Source organism: Pseudomonas fulva NBRC 16637 = DSM 17717 (assembly GCF_000730565.1).
GTDB lineage: Bacteria > Pseudomonadota > Gammaproteobacteria > Pseudomonadales > Pseudomonadaceae > Aquipseudomonas > Aquipseudomonas fulva.
Map to the genome: position 1 here is coordinate 14,939 of NZ_BBIQ01000020.1, position 19,032 is coordinate 33,970.

A 19,032-nucleotide genomic window follows, 5' to 3' on the forward strand; every position below is an offset into this window, starting at 1 on the left:
TGGCAGGGCCTTTATTCGCAGCCTGGGTGAGGTCGACAATGGCAGCAGCAGGCTCGGCCCTGGCCGGCAGCCCAGCCACCCCCACGATCAAGGATTCCGTATGCCAAGCCCCGTGCTCATCGCCATCGACGCCTCCCCTGCTACCCAAGCGCTGCTCGCCCTGACCCGCCGCTGGTGTCGTCCTGAAGACCATACCTTGCATGTACTGCTGGCCATCGATACTTCCTTTGCCGTGCACGAACAACCGGCGCCCTACACGGCCGACGAACAAGCGCAGTACCCTGCCGCGTGCGAGGAACAGCAACAGGCCGACCATGCCCTGGGCGAGGCGGTCCGTGACTTGCAGCAGGCGGGTTTCGCCTGCCAGGGCAGCATGGTGGCCGGTCGGCCTGTAGAGGTCATCGTGGCCAAGGCCCAGGCCCTGAACTGCGAACTGATCATCATGGGGCACCGTCATCTGTCGCGATTGGGGCGACTGCTGGACCCTTCGATCAGTGCCAAGGTGATCGATCAGGTGCAGGTGCCGGTTTTGGTCGGGCCGGCTGAATGTCCCGCTTGAGGAGCCGGACCTTCAGGTGATTGCGGGACTTGCAGAAACGTGCCGCCCAGGCACAACGCGCTGCAGCGGCAGGTTGCCGAGTGCTTCACTGCGGATCGACCACCACCGTACAGGTAGTCCCCGCTGCCAGGAAGTAACCTTCGGGCATCTGGTCGATATGGATGCGCACCGGCACCCGCTGGGCCAGGCGCACCCAGTTGAAGGTCGGGTTCACATCGGCAATCAGCTCGCGACTCTGCGGGTTGTCGCGGTCGTAGATGCCCCGGGCGATGCTCTCCACATGGCCCTGCAAGCGTTCCCCGCTCATCATCTGCAGCTCGGCAGGGTCGCCTACCTTCACATGGGGCAGCTTGGTTTCTTCGAAAAACCCGTACACCCAGAATGACGCCTCATCGACCACCGCCATCACCGCCTCGCCGGTACGTGCGTAATCGCCCTTATGAACGTTCAGGTTGGTCACATAGCCATCGACCGTGGCCACGATCCGGGTACGCTTGAGGTTCAACTCGGCAGCCGCCAGCGCCGCCTGGGCCTGCTGGTACTCGGCCAGCGCAGCGCTGGCAATGTTGCTGGCATCGTCGCGGTTTTCCTTGGAGATCACCAGGTTGTCCAGGTCGGCTCGGCGTCTGGCATTGACCCGGCGCATCTCCCAGGTGGCCTTGCGGGCGGCCACCAAGGCCTTGGCCTGTTCGACCGCCAACCGGTAGTGTTCCGGGTCGATCTGGATCAACAGGTCGCCCTTGCTGACCCGCTGGTTGTCCTTGACTGGCACATCGACCACGTAGCCAGGCACATCGGCCGCCACGTTGATGATGTCGGCACGCACCCGGCCATCGCGTGTCCAGGGGGTGGTCATGTAATGCAGCCACAGCTGACGACCGATCACCACGGCGGCCGCCAGGACCAGCAACGTAGCGACAAGGCTGAAGAACTTTTTCATCGAAGGATTCTCACCAGTAGAGCGACAGCGCCAGGGCGCCGAACAGGCAGACGAACAGGCTCAGGCGCAGCAGCGCCGGGTGCCAGAAGAAGCGGTAGCCATCAACGCTGGCAATGAACCGGTCAAGCCCCCAGGCCAGGCCTAGCGCAAACAGGAACATCACGGTCAGGGTGGGCATGTACACGCCGTGGAAGGCGATTTCACGAGGCATGGGGCAAGCCTTTGGGTGGCGCAAGCGGTGAGTGGGGGTCGAGCAGGGATGAGCGGATAAAGTGCAGGTAGCTCTGGACACGGCGTAACACCGACGTGTCGAAGTGCCGCGCAAACGGCTCGTCGGTGGCCTGCACCCGGGAAATGGCATGGTCCACCGCCACAAGGGCACGCTCATGATTCCCGGCGCTGGGCTGCAAGAACAACCGCGCCAGGGCGCGGCCCATGACCCGGATAGCCTGGCGCCACGGCTGGGACTCGGCATAGGCCGGGTGCACGGGTGCCCGTGCCTGCTCCTTGCGCAGCTCGATGACCGCATGGCCGATTTCAAGCACGCTGAACATCCAGCCCATCAACTGGCTTTGCACCTGCGGCTTGCCGGCCGCCAGGCCATAGGCCTGGTGCAGCAAGTCGCGCGTGCGGCTTTCGAAGGCCGTGCCGATGCCGCGCAGACGCCCGCTGATAGCAAACAGCACTTGTTCACGCAGGGCCTGCTCCAGCCGGCTCCACAACCAGCGGCTATTGGGCGGCAGGATGATCGCGCCGGCAGCCGCGCACACGAACATGCCAACGACCATGGCGATGTAGTCGTTGATGAAGCTGTACGGGTCATACACCGTCAGGTTGTTGGGCACCGAGCCGATGGCGAAGAACACCAGCAGGCCAATACCGTAGCCCGAGTAAGCCGGGCGCGACGAGAGAAACGCACCCAGCACGAACACCGGGGCCAGGACCATGCACAGCAAAGGGAAGCCGTCGATCCAGGGAAACACGAAGAAGGTTTCGAAAAACCCGATCACCGCGCCTATCGCCGTGCCGCACGCCATCTGGAACGACAGCCGCTTGGGGTTGGGCGAAGCCGCCGACAGCCCAGCGGTAACCGTGGCGATCAAGGTCATCATGGCGCCGCTTGGCCAGTCGCTGATCAGCCAGTAACTGCCCAGCAGCAACAGCACCGCTGCCGAGCGCAGCCCGGCTGCCAGGCATACCAGGGTGCTGGTCTGCGCCACGTAGGGTTCGTCCCACTGCTCTCGCGCGTGGTTGTGCACCGCCAGGGAGGCGTGGGTTTCGGCGTAGCTGTACATCTCGTCCACGAAGCGGTAGAGCAACTCGAACGCCGTGTGAAAATCCAGCAGGTCGGCTTCGCAGGGCGCGGTGGCCAGGTATTCGGCGCGCAAGCTGCGGACCTGGGCCTGCAACCCTTCGCGGTAGGCACCAAGCTCAAGGGTCAGGCGCAAGGCGTCGGCATCGGTCAACGCGCGTCCCACATAGGGTTCGAGCAGGTCGACGAGGGTGTGCAGGCCAGGCTCGATGGCGCTGACGATCTGCACGGGCCCACGTGCGCGAAGCCGCTCGATCAGGCGGTGCAGGGCGTTGAAGCGTGTGGTGATGGCCATGAATTCGCTGTTCATGCGTACCAACCGGCCACTGCGCCGCCGCATGTGCGGGTCCTCGAAGGCAGTGACGTTGCGCAGGCTTTCCAACCCCACCGCCTCGGCCACGAAGCGCACGTTGCTGCTTTCAAAACGCTCACGCTGGCTGTCGCCACGCAAGGCTTCGACCACCACGGCCGCGAACGCACCGAAACGCTGGTACAGGGCGTTGCGCATGGCAGCACTGGCCGATTGCGGCAAGATGGCGGCGCTGACGAACGTGGACACCAGGATGCCCAAGGCAATCTCCAGCACTCGCCACACCGCTGCCATGAACGCCTGGTCCGGGTGCTGCAACACCGGCAGGCCGATCATCGCCGCCGTGTAGCCGGCAAGCACGAAGCCATACGCCTGAAAAGTGCGGTAGCGCATGGCGCCTGCCGAGCACAGGCCCACCCAGACGGCCAGGCTGGGCAGAAACAGTTCGGTGTTCTGCGGGAACACGGCCATCAATGCGACCATCATCACAGAACCCGCCAAGGTGCCCAGCACCCGGTAGAAGCTCTTGGCGAACACATGCCCGCTTTGCGGCTGCATGACGATGAACACGGTGATCATGGCGGTGCGCGGCTGCGGCAACTCCAGGCGCATGGCCAGCCACAAGGTGATGAAGGCTGCAGCCAGCACCTTGAAGATGTACACCCAGGTGACCCCATCGGTCCGCACCCAGGCCTGGAAACCGCGCCGCCATTGCAGGCTCTGCAACCAGCGCAGGGGTAAACCCCAGGTATTCATGGGCGCTCACTCGGCTTGGCGTTGAGTAGGGCGAGAGGTGCTGGCGTGGCTGGCGGCGCCTGGCGTTCTTCGTCCGGCACATCCGAGCCGGCTTGCAGACCGCCGCCCAGCGCAGTCACCAGCGCGGCGTGAGCGATCAGGCGCGCGGCCTGCACCTGCTGCTGAACCTGCTGCTGACGAAACAGCAGCGTCTGCGCGTTGAGCACGTTCAGGTAGTCAGTTAAGCCCCGCTGGTAGGCGACCATGGCGATGTCGTAGGTTTTCTGCGCCGCGGCGACCGACTCGGCCGCAAAGTGCGCCTGCGCCTGCATCGACTCACGACGCACCAGCTGATCGGAGATGTCCTTGAGCGCGCCGATCACCGTCTGGTTGTAGCGCGCCACGGCCACATCATAGTCGGCGGCGGCGGCCCCCAGTTGCGCGCGCAGACGCCCGCCATCGAAGATCGGCAGGGTGACGGCCGGGCCGACGGTGTAGTTGAACTTGCGCCCGGTGAGAAATGCCAGCGGGCCGCCGCCGGTGGCCACGAAACCCAGGCTGCCGACCAAGTCCACGTTGGGGAAGAAGCCGGCATGGGCCATGTCGATCCCCCGCGCTTGGGCCGCGACCTGCCAGCGGCTGGCGACCACATCGGGGCGCTGGCCGACCAGTTCGGCGGGTAGCCTGGAAGGCAGCGTCAAGGGTGCGGCAAGGGTCAGGCTGGGGCGCTGCAGCTGCGCGCCCTCCCCTGGCCCCTTACCCGCCAGGGCCGCCAGCTGATGAGTGGCCAGGGCGATATCCTCGTCCAAGCTGTCGAGCTGGCGATGGGTTTCCGGCAGCGGCGCCTGAGCCTGGCTGACCTCCAGATGAGTACCGATGCCAGCGTCCAGTCGACGCTGGGCCAGGTCCAGAATCTGCTCTTGCTGCGCCAGTTGAGCCTTGATGATGTCGCGCCGGGCGTAGTGCAGGCTCAGCTCGATGTACACGCTCACCACCGTGTGCTGCAGCTCCAACTGGGCCTGCCTGGCCTCTGCGGCCTGTCGATGGGCCTGGTCCACGGCCTGCTCGCTGGCATTGCGCTCGCGCCCCCACAGATCAAGGGCGTAGCTCAGGCCAAGGCTTGCGTTGTTATCCCAGGTGGTGGCACCGGACAAATCACCCGGGCCATAGAAGGGATCGTCAGGCCAATTGTGCCGGTTGAGCGTCGCCCGACCGGTACCTTGCAGGTGTTCGGCCGACTCGGCAAGGCCAGCCAGGGCCCGCGCTTGACGCACCCGTGCTGCGGCGATGGCCAGGCTGGGGTTGGCGGCCAGCGCCAGTGCTATCCAGTGATCGAGTTGGGGGTCGCGGTAGGCGCGCCACCATTGCTGGTCGGGCCAGTGGGCGTCGGCGGCGGCCTGCTCGATGGCTGCACTGGGGCTCAGGGTGTTGGCTTGCAGCGTTTGGGTCTGCGGGGCAATGCCCCAGGTTCCGATACAGCCGCTCAAGGTGAGGGCAAGGGCACAGGCACTGAACGCTTGGAGCGTTCCGATGATGCAACGCGGCACAGCTGCGATATCCCGAGGAAGAGGTGGAGGGGCTGGGCAATTCTAGGGGGCGGCCACACTGGCGATAAGCGCTGATTCCTGCGAATCTTTGTTACTGAAACAGCGATAATCAGCCTTTGGTCGAACGCAACTTTTCATCCTGGTTGCGCGACTTCGTGACACAATTTTGTCCTCTAGATCGAGAGTGACCCATGGACACCCTGCAAAACATGCGTGCCTTCAGTTGCGTGGCCCAGCTCGGCAGCTTCACGGCCGCAGCGGGCCAGCTGGATACCACCACCGCCAACGTGTCGCGGGCCGTCTCCAACCTGGAAGCGCATCTGCAAACACGCCTGCTCAACCGCACCACCCGCCGCATCGCGCTGACCGAAGCCGGCAAGCGCTACCTGATGCGCTGCGAACAGATTCTGACCTACGTCGAAGAAGCCGAGGCCGAGGCCAGCGACGCCCATGCCCGCCCGGCCGGGCAGTTGAAGGTGCACTCGATGACCGGGGTGGGCCAGCATTTCGTGGTCGATGCGATCGCCCGCTACCGCGAATCGCACCCGGACGTGACCTTCGACCTGACCATGGCCAACCGCGTGCCCGACCTGCTCGACGAAGGTTACGACGTGTCCATCGTGCTGGCCACCGAGCTGCCGGACTCAGGCTTCGTGTCACAACGGCTGGGCATCACCTACAGCATCGTCTGCGCGTCGCCGGCCTACATTGCCCGTCATGGCGTGCCGCAGAAGCCGGCCGATCTGCTCAAGCATGCCTGCCTGCGCATGGTCAGCCCGGTGATACCGCTTGAAAAATGGCTGTTCGATGGTCCCGAAGGCCAGGAAATGGTCAACATCACCAGCTCACCCTTCATGGTCAACACGGCCGATGCGATGCGCACGGCCATTCGCAGTGGCATGGGGGTGGGGGTATTGCCGATCTATTCGGCCATCGAAGGCTTGCGCAACGGCACCCTGGTGCGAATCCTGCCGCAATACCGGCTGCAGGAACTCAACCTGTATGCCATTTACCCGTCGCGCCAGTACCTGGACGCCAAGATCAAGACCTGGGTGGAGTACCTGCGCAACTCGCTGCCGGAAATCCTCGCGGCCCATGAAGCCGACCTGAAAGCGCATTGAGCCACCACCGGCAAGGGTTGCAGCCTGCTGCGCACAACCTGTAGCTTCAGGGTTTTGCCTTCAGGTGAACGATGAAAAAGACCGTCCTTGCCTTCAGCCGGATCACCCCGGCCATGGCCGAGCGCTTGCAGCACGATTTCACCGTGATCATGCCCGATCCCAAACGCGGTGACGTCAACGCGCAGTTCAACGAAGCCCTGCCGCATGCCCACGGCCTGATTGGGGTGGGCCGCAAGCTGGGGCGTGCCCAGCTCGAAGGGGCTGGCAAGCTCGAAGTGGTGTCCAGCGTGTCAGTGGGCTACGACAACTACGACCTGGACTACTTCAACGAACGGGGCATCGCCCTCACCAATACACCGGACGTGCTCACTGAAAGTACGGCCGACCTGGGCTTTTCCTTGATCATGGGCTGCGCCAGGCGGACCGCAGAGCTCGACGCCTGGACCAAGGCCGGCCATTGGCAGGCCAGCGTAGGGCCTGCGCTGTTCGGCAGTGACGTACATGGCAAGACCCTGGGCATCGTCGGCATGGGCAACATCGGCGCCGCCATTGCGCGGCGGGGTCGTCTGGGCTTCAACATGTCGGTCATCTACAGCGGCAACAGCCGCAAGACGGCTCTGGAGCAGGAACTGGGTGCGCAGATGCGCAGCCTCGAGCAACTGCTGGGCGAAGCCGACTTCGTCTGCATCGTGGTGCCGCTGTCCGATGCCACGCGCCAGTTGATCGGCGCCCGCGAGCTGAAGCTAATGAAGCCCTCGGCGTTTCTGATCAACATCGCCCGCGGGCCAGTGGTGGACGAAGCAGCATTGCTCCAGGCCCTGCAGGACGGCACGATCCGAGGTGCCGGCTTGGACGTGTATGAAAAGGAACCCCTGACCGACTCCCCGCTGTTCAGCCTGCCCAATGCCCTGACCCTGCCCCACATTGGTTCGGCGACCGCCGAGACGCGCGAGGCGATGGCCAACCGCGCCATCGACAACTTGCGCGCGGCGCTGCTGGGCGAGCGGCCGAGGGACCTGGTCAACCCTCAGGTGTGGAAAGGCTGAGCACGGGCGTTGCTGAGCGCACGGGCCGCCACCAGTGCGGCCCGGCTTCATGACCAGGCCTAGGCAGGCCGTGGCACCTCGGAACTACGCGCAGCCTTGGGTTTGCGAAACACCAGCACATTGCCCGCCATCACCGCCACCAGGCCAAGCAAGGCGGTGGGCGTCCATTGATAGCCTTCGACGGCCGCCGACACGTTCAGGGCCACCAGCGGGAAAAGCACCGTGCAGTAGGCCGCGCGTTCCGGCCCCATGCGACCGACCAAGGTCAGATACGCCGTGAACGCGATCACCGAGCCCGGCACCGCCAGGTAGAGCAGTGAGCCCACGTAGCGTGTGCTCCACTCCATCTCGAAGGGAATCCCACCCAACAGGCAGGCGATCGCCAGCATGCCTGCCCCATACGCCATGCCCCAGGCGTTGGTGGTCATGGGCTTGAGCCCGGCCGCCTGCTGCACGCTCGAGAGCATGTTGCCTGCCGAAAAACACAAGGTGCCGAGCAGTGCCAGGCCAAGGCCATAGAGGGTCTGGCGGCTGGCCGCATGGTGCGACAGCTCCGGCCAGAAGAGCAGGCCCAGGCCCAGCAAACCCAGGGCCCCACCGCCAAGTACATGCGGGGCTACCTGCCGGCCAAAAAACAGCCGGGCATTGATCGCGTTCCACAAGGTGGCGGTTGAGAACACCACGGCAATGAGGCCGCTGGCGATCCATTGGCTGGCGCTGAGAAAGCAGATGAAGTTGATGCAGAACAGGCACAACCCCTGGGCCAGGCAAATCTGGTGGCCGCGCCGCCCCATGGGCTGCAGGCGCCGGGTGAGCAACAGCACGGCAAACAGGATCAGCGCTGCCAAGGCAAAGCGATAGACGATGGATACCGGGATGGCGACCCCACCCAGCTGGAATTTCAGGGCAATCCAGGTCGTACCCCAGATCAGCACGGTGAGCAGGTAGAGCGACAGGTTCATGGTGTGTTTCCTTTGGGCCGTCCACGGGTGTCCCGGCCAAGGCAGGCATGCCTGGGTACCGGGCATCGCCAGTATTTCGCTCGGTGTCCCTGCCCTGCTTGCATAAACTTGCGCTTTTGCGCATCAGGGCGCTGTCACCAGTCCTTGGCCGCAGTAGCATGTGCAGCAGAGGTAGGCCCCGATGACGCCATTCACCCAGCTGCAAGTGTTCAATGTCATGCATGCATCACCCAACGCCCGGCTGGAGCTCAGCGCGCACCTGGGCGATGGGCTGGCGGCTGCGCTGTGGCGCAACCGCGACGATGCCCGCGACTACCAGGCACCCAGCCACCACACCCTCTCCTGCTACCTGGCCGACGGTACCGGCACCTTTCGACGCCAACGCCCGGCCGACAAAGGTGCTCCGGACAAGCTGTGCGTATTGCCGGCCGAGCACGAGTCGAACTGGGTGATTAACGGGGCCATCCGCATGGCCCACTTGTATGTGAGCCCAACGCAGTTTGCGCTGGGGTGCGTACGCCTGCTCGACCGGGAACCGCGGGCGCTGCAACTGCAGGAGGCGACCTTCCTGGACGACCCCGGGCAGGCCCTGCGCTTTCGCCAGTTGTCAGGCCTTGACTGGAACGAGCCGGCCGAGCGTTTGCTGGCCAGCAGCCTGGCGCACGAGATCGTCGACCACGCCGTGCTCAGCCAGGTGGGCCTGCGCCAAGGTCTGCGCCTGAAGGGCGGGCTGGCACCCAGCCAGCGCCGCCAGTTGATCGACTACATCGAGGCACACCTGGAGCATGCCCTTACCCTTGGCGAGCTGGCCGTGCGGTGCAACCTGTCCGAGTACCATTTCGCACGCATGTTTCGCGTGAGCTTCGGCTTGCCACCCCATCAATACCTGCTGGCCCGGCGCCTGCACCGGGCGTGCCTGCTGCTGCGGCTGGGCCATGCGCCCTTGGGCGAGGTGGCCCTGGCCTGCGGGTTCGCCAGTGCCAGCCATTTCAGCAATCGCTTCCGCCAGGTGCTGGCGGCCACGCCTGGGGAGTATCGCCAAGCCCTGGGCCGAAGGGCCGGTCGCTAGAATTCGAAGGTGCCCGATACGCTCACCTGCCGCGCATCGCCCACCGCCACGAAGTACTGGTTCACCGACGAGCTGTAGTACACCTTGTCGAACAGGTTCTTGACGTTCAGTTGCAGACGAACGGTGTGCTCGTCCAGTTGGGTCTCGTAGCTGGCGAAGGCGTCGGACACTGTGTAGGACGGCAGGTCGAAGGTGTTGGTCGCATTGCCGGTACGCTCGCCCACATAACGAGCCCCGGCACCGGCGCGCAGGCTGTCGCCACCGAACAGGCTGCCGAAATCGTAGACGGCGGACAACGAAGCGCCGTGCCGCGCCACGTTCTGCAGGCGGTTGCCCTTGAGGGCCGGGTCCTGGGTGACCTTGGCATCGGTGAAGGCGTAGCTGCCGATCAGGCTCCAGCGCTCGCTCAACTGGCCGGTCAGGTCCAGCTCGACGCCCCGGGAGTTCACTTCACCGGCATTGCTGTAAACCGTCTCGCGGGTACTCGAATCGAAGTTGGACACCAGAACGTTGCGCTTGGTGATGTCGAACAAGGCCAGGGTACCCGTGATACGCCCCGGCACGTCGAGCTTGGCCCCAAGCTCCCACGACTTACCCTCTTCCGGGGCGATGGCGCCGTCGAGCACCACGTTGCCGGCCAGTGGCGCGATGGTCGAGTTGGGCTTGAACGACTCGCTGTAGCTGCCGTAGAACGAGAGTTGCTCATCGACCTTGTACACCACCCCCGCATGGGGGACCCAGGTTTGCCCACTGATGTCGGTGTTGGCATTGAACGGGCGCCCGCGACCGGCGTACTGGTCATATTGCTGGAAGCGCCCACCGGCCACCAGGATCCAGTGATCGTCCAGGTGCAGCGCATCCTGCATGAACAGGGCGTCGGTGCGCAGCTTGTCGGTCTGGTCACTGTCGGAGGCGCGTACCGTGCTGCCTTCCACTTCACGCCCGTACACGGGGTTCAGGTAGCTGAAGGAGGTGCGCGGCGTCTGGCGGATCAGGTCGGCGCGGTACACCTTGCGGTCTTCATGGTCCAGGCCCACCAGCAGGTCATGCTGCAGGCCTGCCAACTGGACCGTGCCAGCCAGGCTCGCCGTGACGAACTGGTCCCGGCTCATGGCACCGCGCGTGCCATCGATGCTGCGCGACAGTGTGCCGGTGCGCGGGTTGACCCCGGTCACGCGTACCTGGCTGGCGTCATAGGTTTCCCGGTTGAAGCTGTAGCCCAGGTGCAGTTTCCAGTCGTCGGCAAGCTGATGGTCCAGTTGCAGGCTGTAGAGGTCGGAGCGGCCCTGCATATCGTTGAACGGCTCATCCAGGCGCCGAGTGGCTGGGATGTCAAGCGGATGACCGTCGTTACCGAAGGCCGTGCCGCGGTCGAACGGGTAGAGAAACTCACGGTGCTCGTAGGCCACCACCACTTGGGTATCCTCGCCCAGCCAGGCCAGCGAGGGGGCCAGCAGCGTCTCGCGGCGCACGCCATAGTTGCGCCAGTAGTCTTCGTCCGTATGGTCGGCAATCAGGCGGTAGGCCATGTTGCTGTCCCCCAGCGCGCCGGTGCTATCGAACCCGCCACCGCTGCCGTTCTTGCCATCGCCATAGGTCGAGCCGCGTGCAGTCAGGGCGTTGTAGGCCTGCAACTGCGGCCGCTTGCTGACCACGTTGATCACGCCGCCTGGATCCTGGATGCCGTACAGCAGCGAAGCCGGCCCCTTGAGCACCTCGACCCGCTCAGTGCTGGCACTGAGGCTGCGGCCCTGCACCAACGGCATGCCATCGCGCATGATCGAGCCGTCGCGGTTGTCGCCAAAGCCGCGCTTCATGACGGTGTCGGAGGTACCGCCGAAATTGTTGCCTTGGGTAATGCCGCTGACATTGGCCAGGGCATCGTCAAGGTTGCGCGGCGCCTGGTCGCGCAGCACTTGGGCAGGCACCACGTTGATCGCCTGGGGGATGTCCTGAGTGGGGCCCTGGCCACGCATGATCGAGGTGGTGGCCGGCGGCTGATAGCTTGAGCTGTCGAGCTGCGAAGTCACGGTGGTGGCCTGCAGGTTCAAGGCACCTGCGGTGTCCAGCGCCTCCAGGGTGAAGGTATGGGCATCGACCCGTCGCCAGATCAGCCCGGCATTACCCAACAAGCGTTGCAACGCTCGCTCGGCGCTCAAGGCCCCGCGCAGCGCAGGCGCCTGCACGGCAGGCAGCGTCAGGGTATGGACCACGCTCTGCCCGGTGACGCGGCTGAAGGCGTCCAGGGCCTGGAGCAGTGGCTGGGCGGGTTGGTCGAAGGTGTAAGCTTGCGCGCGTTGCGCCGCACTCACCGCTGGGGTGTAGACGAACGGCGGGAGTACTGCAAGACCGAGCCAGAGGGGAACGCAACGCAAGGTAGACTTCATGAACGCTGACCTGAGAGAGGGTGTTGAGTGCGAATGAATCGCACTTCCACGCACTACACGGTTGAGGGGTGGTGATACCTCACCTGCGGGATGAAGTTTTTTTGAGAGCATGGCATCAGGTGCATAACGACCAGCATTCAACGGATAACCGTGAACCGCCCAAGCACCGTCTGACGCGAAAAGCCCAACACTGCACCCAGTGAGTCCAGCGCCTGCAGCGGTTCGGCAATGGGGAAACTACCACTGACTTCACGGTGCCCCAATGCTTCGTTGAGCAGCACGATGTGACCGGGGTAATAGCGACCCAGCTCCTCGACCACTTGCGCCAGCGGCGCCTGGGAGTAGGTCAGCCAACCTTCGCGCCATGCCAGACGCTGCTCGCTGTCGACCGACAACGTGTGGCTGACCTGCCCCGCGCTGTAGCTCACCTGCTGGTTGGCAATCAGCTCACGGGCCACGGCTCCCTTGGATGGGCGGACCGCTACGCGACCGGCGCGTACGGTGACCTGGGTGGCGGCGCCCTGCTCGCGTACTTCGAACTCGGTTCCCAGCACTCGCACCTGCCCATCCGCGGCCTGCACCACAAAGGGCTCGCCAGTGTGGGTGACCTTGAAGAACGCGGCGCCGTGCAGCAACCGCACGCGTCGCTGGCCTTTGTCGAAATGCACGGCAATCGCACTGTGGGCGTCCAGCGTGACCGCCGAGTGGTCCGGCAAGGTCACTTCGCGCCGTTCGGCCGACGTACTGTAGTCGGCGCGCAGATCCAGCAGCCAGTGCCCGGGCTGCCATCCAACGAGCATGCCAATGGCCATGATCAGGCAAGCGGCCATGGCCAGCGCCCCTGCACGCCAACGCCTGGGGCGCCTCGTAGCAGGCGGCGTCATCCGGTCGAGGTAGTGTTGCAGGGCCAGCCGGTCTTCATCGGCCAGGGTCGCGGCAGCGGAAGCACTGTGGTTCCACAGCGCCTGCGCCTGCTCGTACGCAACCGGGTGCCGGGGATCGGCCAGCAGCCAACGCCTGAACGCCGCGCAGCGGGCCTGCTCGGGCTGCCCGTTGATGCGTACAAGCCACTGCAGGGCGGCATCGGATTGTGCCTGGGTGACAGCAGCTAACGTGGTCGTCACGGCGTGCCCCGTGGTCGTCGTGGAATGGGCGCGGCCAGGGCGACACTGGCCTTGCAGGCTTGCAGGGCACGCATCATATGTTTTTCCACGGCGCTTTGGGACAGTTGCATGGCGAGTGCTATTTCGCTGTACGTGCAACCGTGGACACGGTTGAGCAGAAAGATCTGCCGGGTACGCTCGGGTAACGCACGCAAGGCGTTTTCGATACGTTGCAGATCGTCATCCACCTCCAGGGTCTGCTCCAGCGTCTGGCTCACAAGGTGCGCGCTGTCCTGTGAAGCATCAGCGACAGCACGCTGTCGGCTGCTCTCGCTGCGCAAGTGATCGATGGCCAGGTTGCCGGCGCAGCGCATCAAGTAGGTGTCCAGGGCTTCGACCTTGACCTGCGCACGCCCCCAGAAGCGCAAGAACAGTTCCTGGACCAGGTCGGACGCGGTGGCCCGGCAGCCTACCCGGCGACTGACCAGCGCCTCCATGCGCGCGCGCTGGGCCATGAAGACCTGGATAAAGCGGGCACGAGCGCTCGATTCACCGTCCGAGCCATCGTTCTGCGTCGTGGGGCTCATGGCATCACCCGGCTGACAGGACCAGCAACGGCCCCAGCAATGCGCTGACGGCGGCCATGCCGACCAGCAAGCGCGGCAGATACGGCAACGCGAACACCCACAAGGTCACACCTGCCATCACCACGGCCGTCCACTCCACCAAGCCGTGAGCCCAGCCCCGCGACTGCACAGCAAGGGCCAACGAGACCAGCAGCATGAGCCAGCCGGTCACGCGTAATAGCTGCGGTTGTCCTGGACCAGGCGTGCGCCCCAACAGCGTTTCGAAGTGCTTGGGCATGGCCAGGCACAAGGCGGCGAAACCCGCAAAGGCGATCAAGGCGATACCGAACATCATCGGGCCTGCGCCGTTTCATGGCCAACCTGGCTGGCGCGTGAACGGGAAAGCTTGGCCGAGGCCACCGCAGGGCGCAGCTTCTTGCTTGCCAGCCAGGCCAGGAATACGCCGCAGCCCAGTGCGGTGAGGTCGAACCCCGCCATACTCCAGTCGCCATCGATGATGGCGTGGTCGAGCCCGTGCGCCGTGGTCAGCGCGTTGAGCAGGGGCAACAGCATGAAGGCCAGCGCCCCGAGTGCCAATTGCTCACCCCAGGCCCGGCGACCGCTACGCGCAATGGCATGCGCCAGCGCCAGGCCCCACGTGATGAAAAACGCGTTGACCTCCCAGTCGGCACGGGCTTCAAGCGCCACCGGCAGCAGCCGGTTAGCCCAGAAAAAGCTGGCCACTGCCAACAGCAGCCCACTCATGCTGACGATATTGAGCACTTCCACCAGACGCAGCTCACGTGGAACGCGTGGGGCTTTGGCATGCTTGAGCTGGCGCTTGTCCAACCACATCACCAGGCCGGTCCCGATTACAGCGGTGCCCGCCAGCCCGAAGCAGAAATACAGCCATCGCAGCCAAGGGCCAGCAAAATTGCCCATGTGCAACCCGGCGAAACTGAATGCCGTCAGCATGGCGCCACTTTCGGGCTTGCCTTGTTCGAGCAGCGCGCCTGTGGCGCCGTCGAAGGTCCAGTTGGCACTGCGACGATAGGCAACGTGGTCGGCGGCAGATTGAGTGAAGGTGACCCGGGCGTTGCTGTCGCCCGGGTTCTCGACCCGAATGTTGCCCACCCGCGCCCCTGGTTGCAGCGCCTGGACCTGGGCATACAGACCCGGCAGTGGTGCAAGCGGCGCGGCGACCTGGGCTGCCTTGGGCGCCTCCCCTCCCCCAAACAGATCATTGAAATACTTCGAGGTGTCATCGCCGTAATGCGCCATCAGCCCTGCGGGCATGACCAGGTACATGAACAGCACCAGGCTGCTGTAGCTGATCATCAGGTGAAACGGCAGCACCAGCACGCCAATGGCGTTGTGACCGTCCAGCCAGGAACGCTGGCCTTTGCCAGGACGAAAGGTGAAGAATTCCTTGAAGAGCTTCTTGTGGGTGATGATGCCGGTGACCAGCCCCAGCAGCATGATCAGGGCGCAGAATGTCGACAGCCAGCGGCCATACGGATAAGGCATCTGCAGCTGGAAGTGGAACCGGTAGAAGAACTCACCGCCACGACTGTCGCGCGCCGTGACGGGCTCGCCGGTCTTCGCATCGAGGGTCTGAGTGACGAAACCGCGCGGCCCGCCGTTCGCATCCCGATACCCGACCTTCACACCTGCTTCGCGCTCATTGGGCAAACGAATGAACCAGCTTTGCGAAGCGGGCGCCTGACGTTGCAGGTAGCGCTGCGCCGCCTCCAGTGCGGCCTGCGGGCTGGCGGCGTGATGGCTTATCTCAGGCTGCATCCAGTGGGTGATTTCTTCCTTGAAGTACGACAGGGTGCCGGTGAGGAAGATGGCAAAGAGCAGCCAGCCGAACAGCAGGCCCGTCCAGGTATGCAGCCAGGCCATCGCCTGGCGGAAGCCTTCTTTCATGGCAATTTCATCCAATGGACCAGTGCGCCAAGCAGCCCGAGCACCAGGCTCGGTATCAACACGCCCAGCCACGCTCGCCAGGCATCACGGCAGGCAAAGCAACCGATGAATGCCAGCACGTAGAACACGAACGACAGCATCAGGCCGATCAGCGTGGCGTCGACCGGCGCCACGGGCAGCGACACTGCCACGCAGAAACTGGCCGTAGACGCCAACAGGTAACCGCCGAGCAACGCCGCCAGGCTGCGTGAAGCCACGGCCAGGCGATAGCTGGGCGTGAGGCTGGCGGGTTTATGGGTCATGACGAAGTCCGGAAAGGGTCAGGCCAGCAATAATAATGATATGGATTCTCATATGCAAAGCATGGCCGACAGCATGCCGGGCAAAAGTGAGCAATCGGCTTTGCTACAAGACATTTATTTTTTCGAGGGGGTTGAATTCGCTGTTCGCTTGCCTGACCTTAGAGTCAAGAGGCGCAGAAATTCCAAGGGTCTCAAGGGCCTGGCGTCTCCACGCGAGCAAGCTGAATAAGGATTGAATCATGCAAATCCAGGTCAACAGCAGCAACCACATCGATGGCAATGCCCGGCTCGACGAGTGGGTCCGCAACACGGTGCAAGACACGCTGGAGCGCTACGAGGAAGACCTCACCCGTATCGAGGTGCACCTGCGCGATGAAAACGGCGGCAAACCCGGACCACAGGACAAGCGCTGCCAGATGGAGGCTCGCCCCAAAGGCCATCAGCCGATCTCGGTGACCCATACGGCCAATTCGCTTGACCAGGCGGTGGAAGGCGCGGCTATTAAGCTGACCCACGCGCTGGAGCATCTGTACGGCAAGTTGCGCAGCAAGCGTGGCGTGCTGGAGCTGAGTGATCCGGAGGCTTGATCACCTGACCAGAATAGGGCCGCGCAGCGGCCCTTGCCTTATCCAGCCGCAGGGGCTCAGCCTTGCACTACTGCGCCTGTCACGACCGATAAACGGTTGGAACCTGCTCCCGCCCCCGCCAGTCAATTTCTGCATCATCACGTTGCAGAAGCGCCATCATGACCAACCCATTCGATCAGATCAGTGCAGCGTTCAGCCCCCAGTACCGGGTCAACCTGAGCATCGAGGCGCTAGACGGGAGCATCATGCTCACCTTGTCTGACGAGGCGGGCATTGCCGCCAAACGCTTGATCAGCCAGGCGCAACGCAACGACCCTGCTCGTTTGCAACGGGTCATCGACAGCATCCGCCTGGGTCTGGCGATAGACCGCAGCCAGAACCCCATGCAAGTGCTCGCCGCCCTCACGCGCCCCGGTGGCGGCCAAGCACGCAACGTCGTGGCCAACTGAGGGTTACTTGCCCTCTTCCACATCCTTGCCGCTGGCATCCAGGGCCTTGGTCGACGGATAGCGATACGACGCGTAGCGCACCACCAGAATGGCCAATGCCAGCAGCAGAATGCCCCCGCACACGTACAGCAAGCCTACATCCGGCGCCTTGTGGTGCGACACGTCGCCAATCAACAGGCGGGTGAGCGCCGTGATGGCCACGTACAGTAGAAAGCGGATGGGCATGTGGTTGGTCTTGAAATAGATGCCTACCATGGCGCCCAACTCCAGGTAGATGAACAGCAGCAGGATGTCATCCACACTGATCCCACCCTTGCCGAGCATGTCCAGGAAGGTCACCACAGCGGCATAGGCGGTTATCGCACCGATGCCGAACAAGGCCAGGTAGTGAAAGCCTTCGACGCACAGGTTGCCCAGCGAATCGGCTGAACCATGCAAGCCTTTGCGCAGTTTTTCTGCCCATTTGATGTTCACGATCAACGACTCCCCAAAGCTATCCAAAAAATGATGCGCTACCCGTATGACGCTTGTGCCATGCAGTTAAAGGGCCAGGCACAGGGGCTTGGAAGGTGGTCGAGTGACGCAGGACACGCGCAGCACCCGGGAAATTCAGGGTTGCGCGATTCGGAGAATGCCATTACTGTATATAGATACAGTAAATCGTTAACAGCAAAAAGGCATAGAGGTGATGAATGGCCGTCGAAGTGGTGTATCGCAGCAGCCGCGACCCGGAGCGCTTGTTCATGGATAAAGCCGAAGCAGACCGTCACGACAAGATGCTTGAACTGGCTGAGCGCCTGGCAGAAGTGCTGCACAAGGCCGTGCCATCATTGAGCGAGCAGCAGGTAGAAGAAGCTGGTATCTACATGGCGAAGAACCGCGACGTGTTTGCTAGGGCGTTCAAGAGCCAGCCTGACGCGCTGGGTGAACTGCTCGAAAGCGATGCTGCTCAATAGCGATCGCTGGTGCCTTGATTGCCTAAGGGCGCGGAAATCACGCGTACAGCAAACGTTCCGCCAGCGCCTGCGCCACACGTGCAGGTGAACGCTTTTCAGCCTGGGCATGGCCGAACACTTCGGTGAGTCGGGCAGGTATACGGGCAATATGGGCGGTGATCGCCTCCGCTCTTTCGCCCTTGTGAGCCAACGCCGAGTAGATCAGGGCGCCTGCGTTGATCACGTAATCAGGCGCATAGAGAATTCCTCGCCCCTCCAACTGATCGGCAACATGCAGCGATGCCAGCTGATTATTCGCAGCGCCTGCCACCGCCGCGCACCTCAACTGCATCATACTTTGCCCATTCAATCCCGGGCCTACGCCGCACGGGGCGAAGATGTCGCAAGGTGTACTGGGTAGCGCATCGTGGGCAATCGGTTGTGCGTCGAACTGCTCCACTGCAAGTCGCACCCGGCCTGGCTCCAGGTCGCTGACCAGCAGGTCTGCACCGGATGCATGCAGATGTTCGGCCAGCGCATACCCCACGCTCCCCAGTCCCTGAACGGCAACACGCAGCCCTTCCAGGTTGTGGCTGCCCAGCCGTGCATGGGCGGTGGCGCGCAGGCCCGCGAATACCCCCATCGCCGCATGTGGGGCAGGGTCACCCAGCGCCGTCGTGCTGACAACATGGGGGGTGCCCTGCGCCAGGCAATCCATGTCCAGCGTCGAGGTGCCGCTGTCCAGGGCAATGAGCAGTCGCCCTTGCAAGCTATCGATGCAGCGGCCGAGTGCCTCGAACAGGGCGGCGCGGTCGTTCACATGCGGACTGCGCAAAATGACCGCCATGCCGCCCCCGAACGGCAGGCCCGCCATTGCCGCTTTGTAGCTCATGCCCTGGGCCAGGGTGACTGCATCGGTGATGGCACTCTCATGATCGGTGTAGGCCAGGTAGCGACAACCGCCCATGGCCGGCCCGAACCGCTCGCTGTGAATGACCACGACGGCTTCAAGGCCTGTCTGCGGATCGTTGAACACATGCAGTGACTGAGTACGGGTGCTTTGCATCAGTGCGAACATGGCCTGGCTCCCCCATGAGGTGCAGCATCCAGTATAGGCACCTGAACCGGGCAGGCCGGGCTACCGGACAACTGGACGAAACCGCTCTGGCCGGC

Annotated in this window: 20 protein-coding genes; 7 read left to right on the forward strand and 13 right to left on the reverse strand. The window is 63.8% G+C overall.

Going from position 1 to position 19,032, the window contains the following annotated elements:
* Positions 1-100: 100 nt before the first annotated feature.
* The gene (locus PFU01S_RS17785) at positions 101-559 is read left to right on the forward strand and encodes a universal stress protein (RefSeq protein ID WP_028687636.1); all 459 of its coding nucleotides are present in this window, start codon (positions 101-103) and stop codon (positions 557-559) included.
* Positions 560-644: 85 nt separating this feature from the next.
* On the opposite strand, the gene PFU01S_RS17790 is transcribed toward PFU01S_RS17785, so the two are convergent.
* From PFU01S_RS17790 to PFU01S_RS17805, 4 genes are read right to left on the reverse strand one after another with little or no spacing between them, the layout of a single operon-like run.
* Complete coding sequence (locus PFU01S_RS17790) at positions 645-1,499, reverse strand: efflux RND transporter periplasmic adaptor subunit (protein WP_027914431.1); 855 nt, start codon at positions 1,497-1,499, stop codon at positions 645-647.
* Positions 1,500-1,509: 10 nt separating this feature from the next.
* Positions 1,510-1,710, reverse strand: coding sequence for a DUF1656 domain-containing protein (locus tag PFU01S_RS17795; protein WP_027914430.1), 201 nt, complete (start codon positions 1,708-1,710; stop codon positions 1,510-1,512).
* Complete coding sequence (locus tag PFU01S_RS17800; RefSeq protein WP_027914429.1) at positions 1,700-3,877, reverse strand: FUSC family protein; 2,178 nt, start codon at positions 3,875-3,877, stop codon at positions 1,700-1,702. The genes PFU01S_RS17795 and PFU01S_RS17800 overlap by 11 nt, the downstream gene beginning before the upstream one ends.
* Entirely contained in the window at positions 3,874-5,403 is a 1,530-nt protein-coding gene (locus tag PFU01S_RS17805) for an efflux transporter outer membrane subunit (RefSeq protein WP_027914428.1), read from the reverse strand. Before PFU01S_RS17805 ends, PFU01S_RS17800 begins: the two co-directional genes overlap by 4 nt.
* Before the next feature lie 191 nt (positions 5,404-5,594).
* Between PFU01S_RS17805 and PFU01S_RS17810 the strand changes: the two genes are divergently transcribed.
* Complete coding sequence (locus tag PFU01S_RS17810) at positions 5,595-6,524, forward strand: LysR family transcriptional regulator (protein ID WP_027914427.1); 930 nt, start codon at positions 5,595-5,597, stop codon at positions 6,522-6,524.
* 71 nt (positions 6,525-6,595) lie between these two features.
* Positions 6,596-7,570: a 2-hydroxyacid dehydrogenase gene (locus PFU01S_RS17815; protein ID WP_028687635.1), complete on the forward strand. Its 975-nt coding sequence runs from the start codon at positions 6,596-6,598 to the stop codon at positions 7,568-7,570.
* A gap of 59 nt (positions 7,571-7,629) precedes the next feature.
* On the opposite strand, the gene PFU01S_RS17820 is transcribed toward PFU01S_RS17815, so the two are convergent.
* On the reverse strand, positions 7,630-8,532 hold the full coding sequence (locus PFU01S_RS17820) for a DMT family transporter (RefSeq protein WP_027914425.1): 903 nt from the start codon (positions 8,530-8,532) through the stop codon (positions 7,630-7,632).
* A gap of 181 nt (positions 8,533-8,713) precedes the next feature.
* Between PFU01S_RS17820 and PFU01S_RS17825 the strand changes: the two genes are divergently transcribed.
* Positions 8,714-9,601, forward strand: a complete 888-nt coding sequence (locus tag PFU01S_RS17825; protein ID WP_028687634.1) for a helix-turn-helix domain-containing protein — start codon at positions 8,714-8,716, stop codon at positions 9,599-9,601.
* On the opposite strand, the gene PFU01S_RS17830 is transcribed toward PFU01S_RS17825, so the two are convergent.
* The 6 genes from PFU01S_RS17830 to PFU01S_RS17855 form a co-directional block, all read right to left on the reverse strand.
* The gene (locus PFU01S_RS17830; protein ID WP_028687633.1) at positions 9,598-11,988 is read right to left on the reverse strand and encodes a TonB-dependent siderophore receptor; all 2,391 of its coding nucleotides are present in this window, start codon (positions 11,986-11,988) and stop codon (positions 9,598-9,600) included. The two genes, PFU01S_RS17825 and PFU01S_RS17830, sit on opposite strands and share 4 nt — an antisense overlap.
* A gap of 137 nt (positions 11,989-12,125) precedes the next feature.
* Entirely contained in the window at positions 12,126-13,112 is a 987-nt protein-coding gene (locus PFU01S_RS17835; RefSeq protein ID WP_028687632.1) for a FecR family protein, read from the reverse strand.
* The gene (locus tag PFU01S_RS17840; RefSeq protein ID WP_028687631.1) at positions 13,109-13,678 is read right to left on the reverse strand and encodes an RNA polymerase sigma factor; all 570 of its coding nucleotides are present in this window, start codon (positions 13,676-13,678) and stop codon (positions 13,109-13,111) included. The genes PFU01S_RS17835 and PFU01S_RS17840 overlap by 4 nt, the downstream gene beginning before the upstream one ends.
* Before the next feature lie 4 nt (positions 13,679-13,682).
* Positions 13,683-14,009: a DUF3325 domain-containing protein gene (locus tag PFU01S_RS17845; RefSeq protein ID WP_027914420.1), complete on the reverse strand. Its 327-nt coding sequence runs from the start codon at positions 14,007-14,009 to the stop codon at positions 13,683-13,685.
* Positions 14,009-15,586 carry a PepSY-associated TM helix domain-containing protein gene (locus PFU01S_RS17850; RefSeq protein ID WP_027914419.1) on the reverse strand — a complete coding sequence of 526 codons (1,578 nt, stop codon included), beginning with the start codon at positions 15,584-15,586 and terminating at the stop codon, positions 14,009-14,011. The genes PFU01S_RS17845 and PFU01S_RS17850 overlap by 1 nt, the downstream gene beginning before the upstream one ends.
* On the reverse strand, positions 15,583-15,888 hold the full coding sequence (locus PFU01S_RS17855; protein ID WP_028687630.1) for a DUF3649 domain-containing protein: 306 nt from the start codon (positions 15,886-15,888) through the stop codon (positions 15,583-15,585). Before PFU01S_RS17855 ends, PFU01S_RS17850 begins: the two co-directional genes overlap by 4 nt.
* A 239-nt stretch (positions 15,889-16,127) precedes the next feature.
* Between PFU01S_RS17855 and PFU01S_RS17860 the strand changes: the two genes are divergently transcribed.
* Both PFU01S_RS17860 and PFU01S_RS17865 read left to right on the forward strand, forming a co-directional pair.
* Positions 16,128-16,475 carry an HPF/RaiA family ribosome-associated protein gene (locus tag PFU01S_RS17860; protein WP_027914417.1) on the forward strand — a complete coding sequence of 116 codons (348 nt, stop codon included), beginning with the start codon at positions 16,128-16,130 and terminating at the stop codon, positions 16,473-16,475.
* Between the two features lie 158 nt (positions 16,476-16,633).
* On the forward strand, positions 16,634-16,924 hold the full coding sequence (locus PFU01S_RS17865; protein WP_027914416.1) for a DUF3509 domain-containing protein: 291 nt from the start codon (positions 16,634-16,636) through the stop codon (positions 16,922-16,924).
* A 3-nt stretch (positions 16,925-16,927) separates the two neighbouring features.
* Here PFU01S_RS17865 and PFU01S_RS17870 read toward each other — a convergent pair whose 3' ends face one another.
* A complete protein-coding gene (locus tag PFU01S_RS17870) occupies positions 16,928-17,398 on the reverse strand; it encodes a phosphate-starvation-inducible protein PsiE (RefSeq protein WP_027914415.1) in 471 nt (156 codons plus the stop codon).
* A gap of 218 nt (positions 17,399-17,616) precedes the next feature.
* On the opposite strand from PFU01S_RS17870, the gene PFU01S_RS17875 reads away from it, so the two are divergent.
* The gene (locus PFU01S_RS17875; RefSeq protein WP_027914414.1) at positions 17,617-17,880 is read left to right on the forward strand and encodes a YebG family protein; all 264 of its coding nucleotides are present in this window, start codon (positions 17,617-17,619) and stop codon (positions 17,878-17,880) included.
* Positions 17,881-17,917: 37 nt separating this feature from the next.
* Here the strand turns inward: PFU01S_RS17875 and PFU01S_RS17880 are convergent, their stop codons facing one another.
* Positions 17,918-18,937 carry a Glu/Leu/Phe/Val dehydrogenase family protein gene (locus PFU01S_RS17880; RefSeq protein WP_028687629.1) on the reverse strand — a complete coding sequence of 340 codons (1,020 nt, stop codon included), beginning with the start codon at positions 18,935-18,937 and terminating at the stop codon, positions 17,918-17,920.
* Between the last annotated feature and the right edge of the window lie 95 nt (positions 18,938-19,032).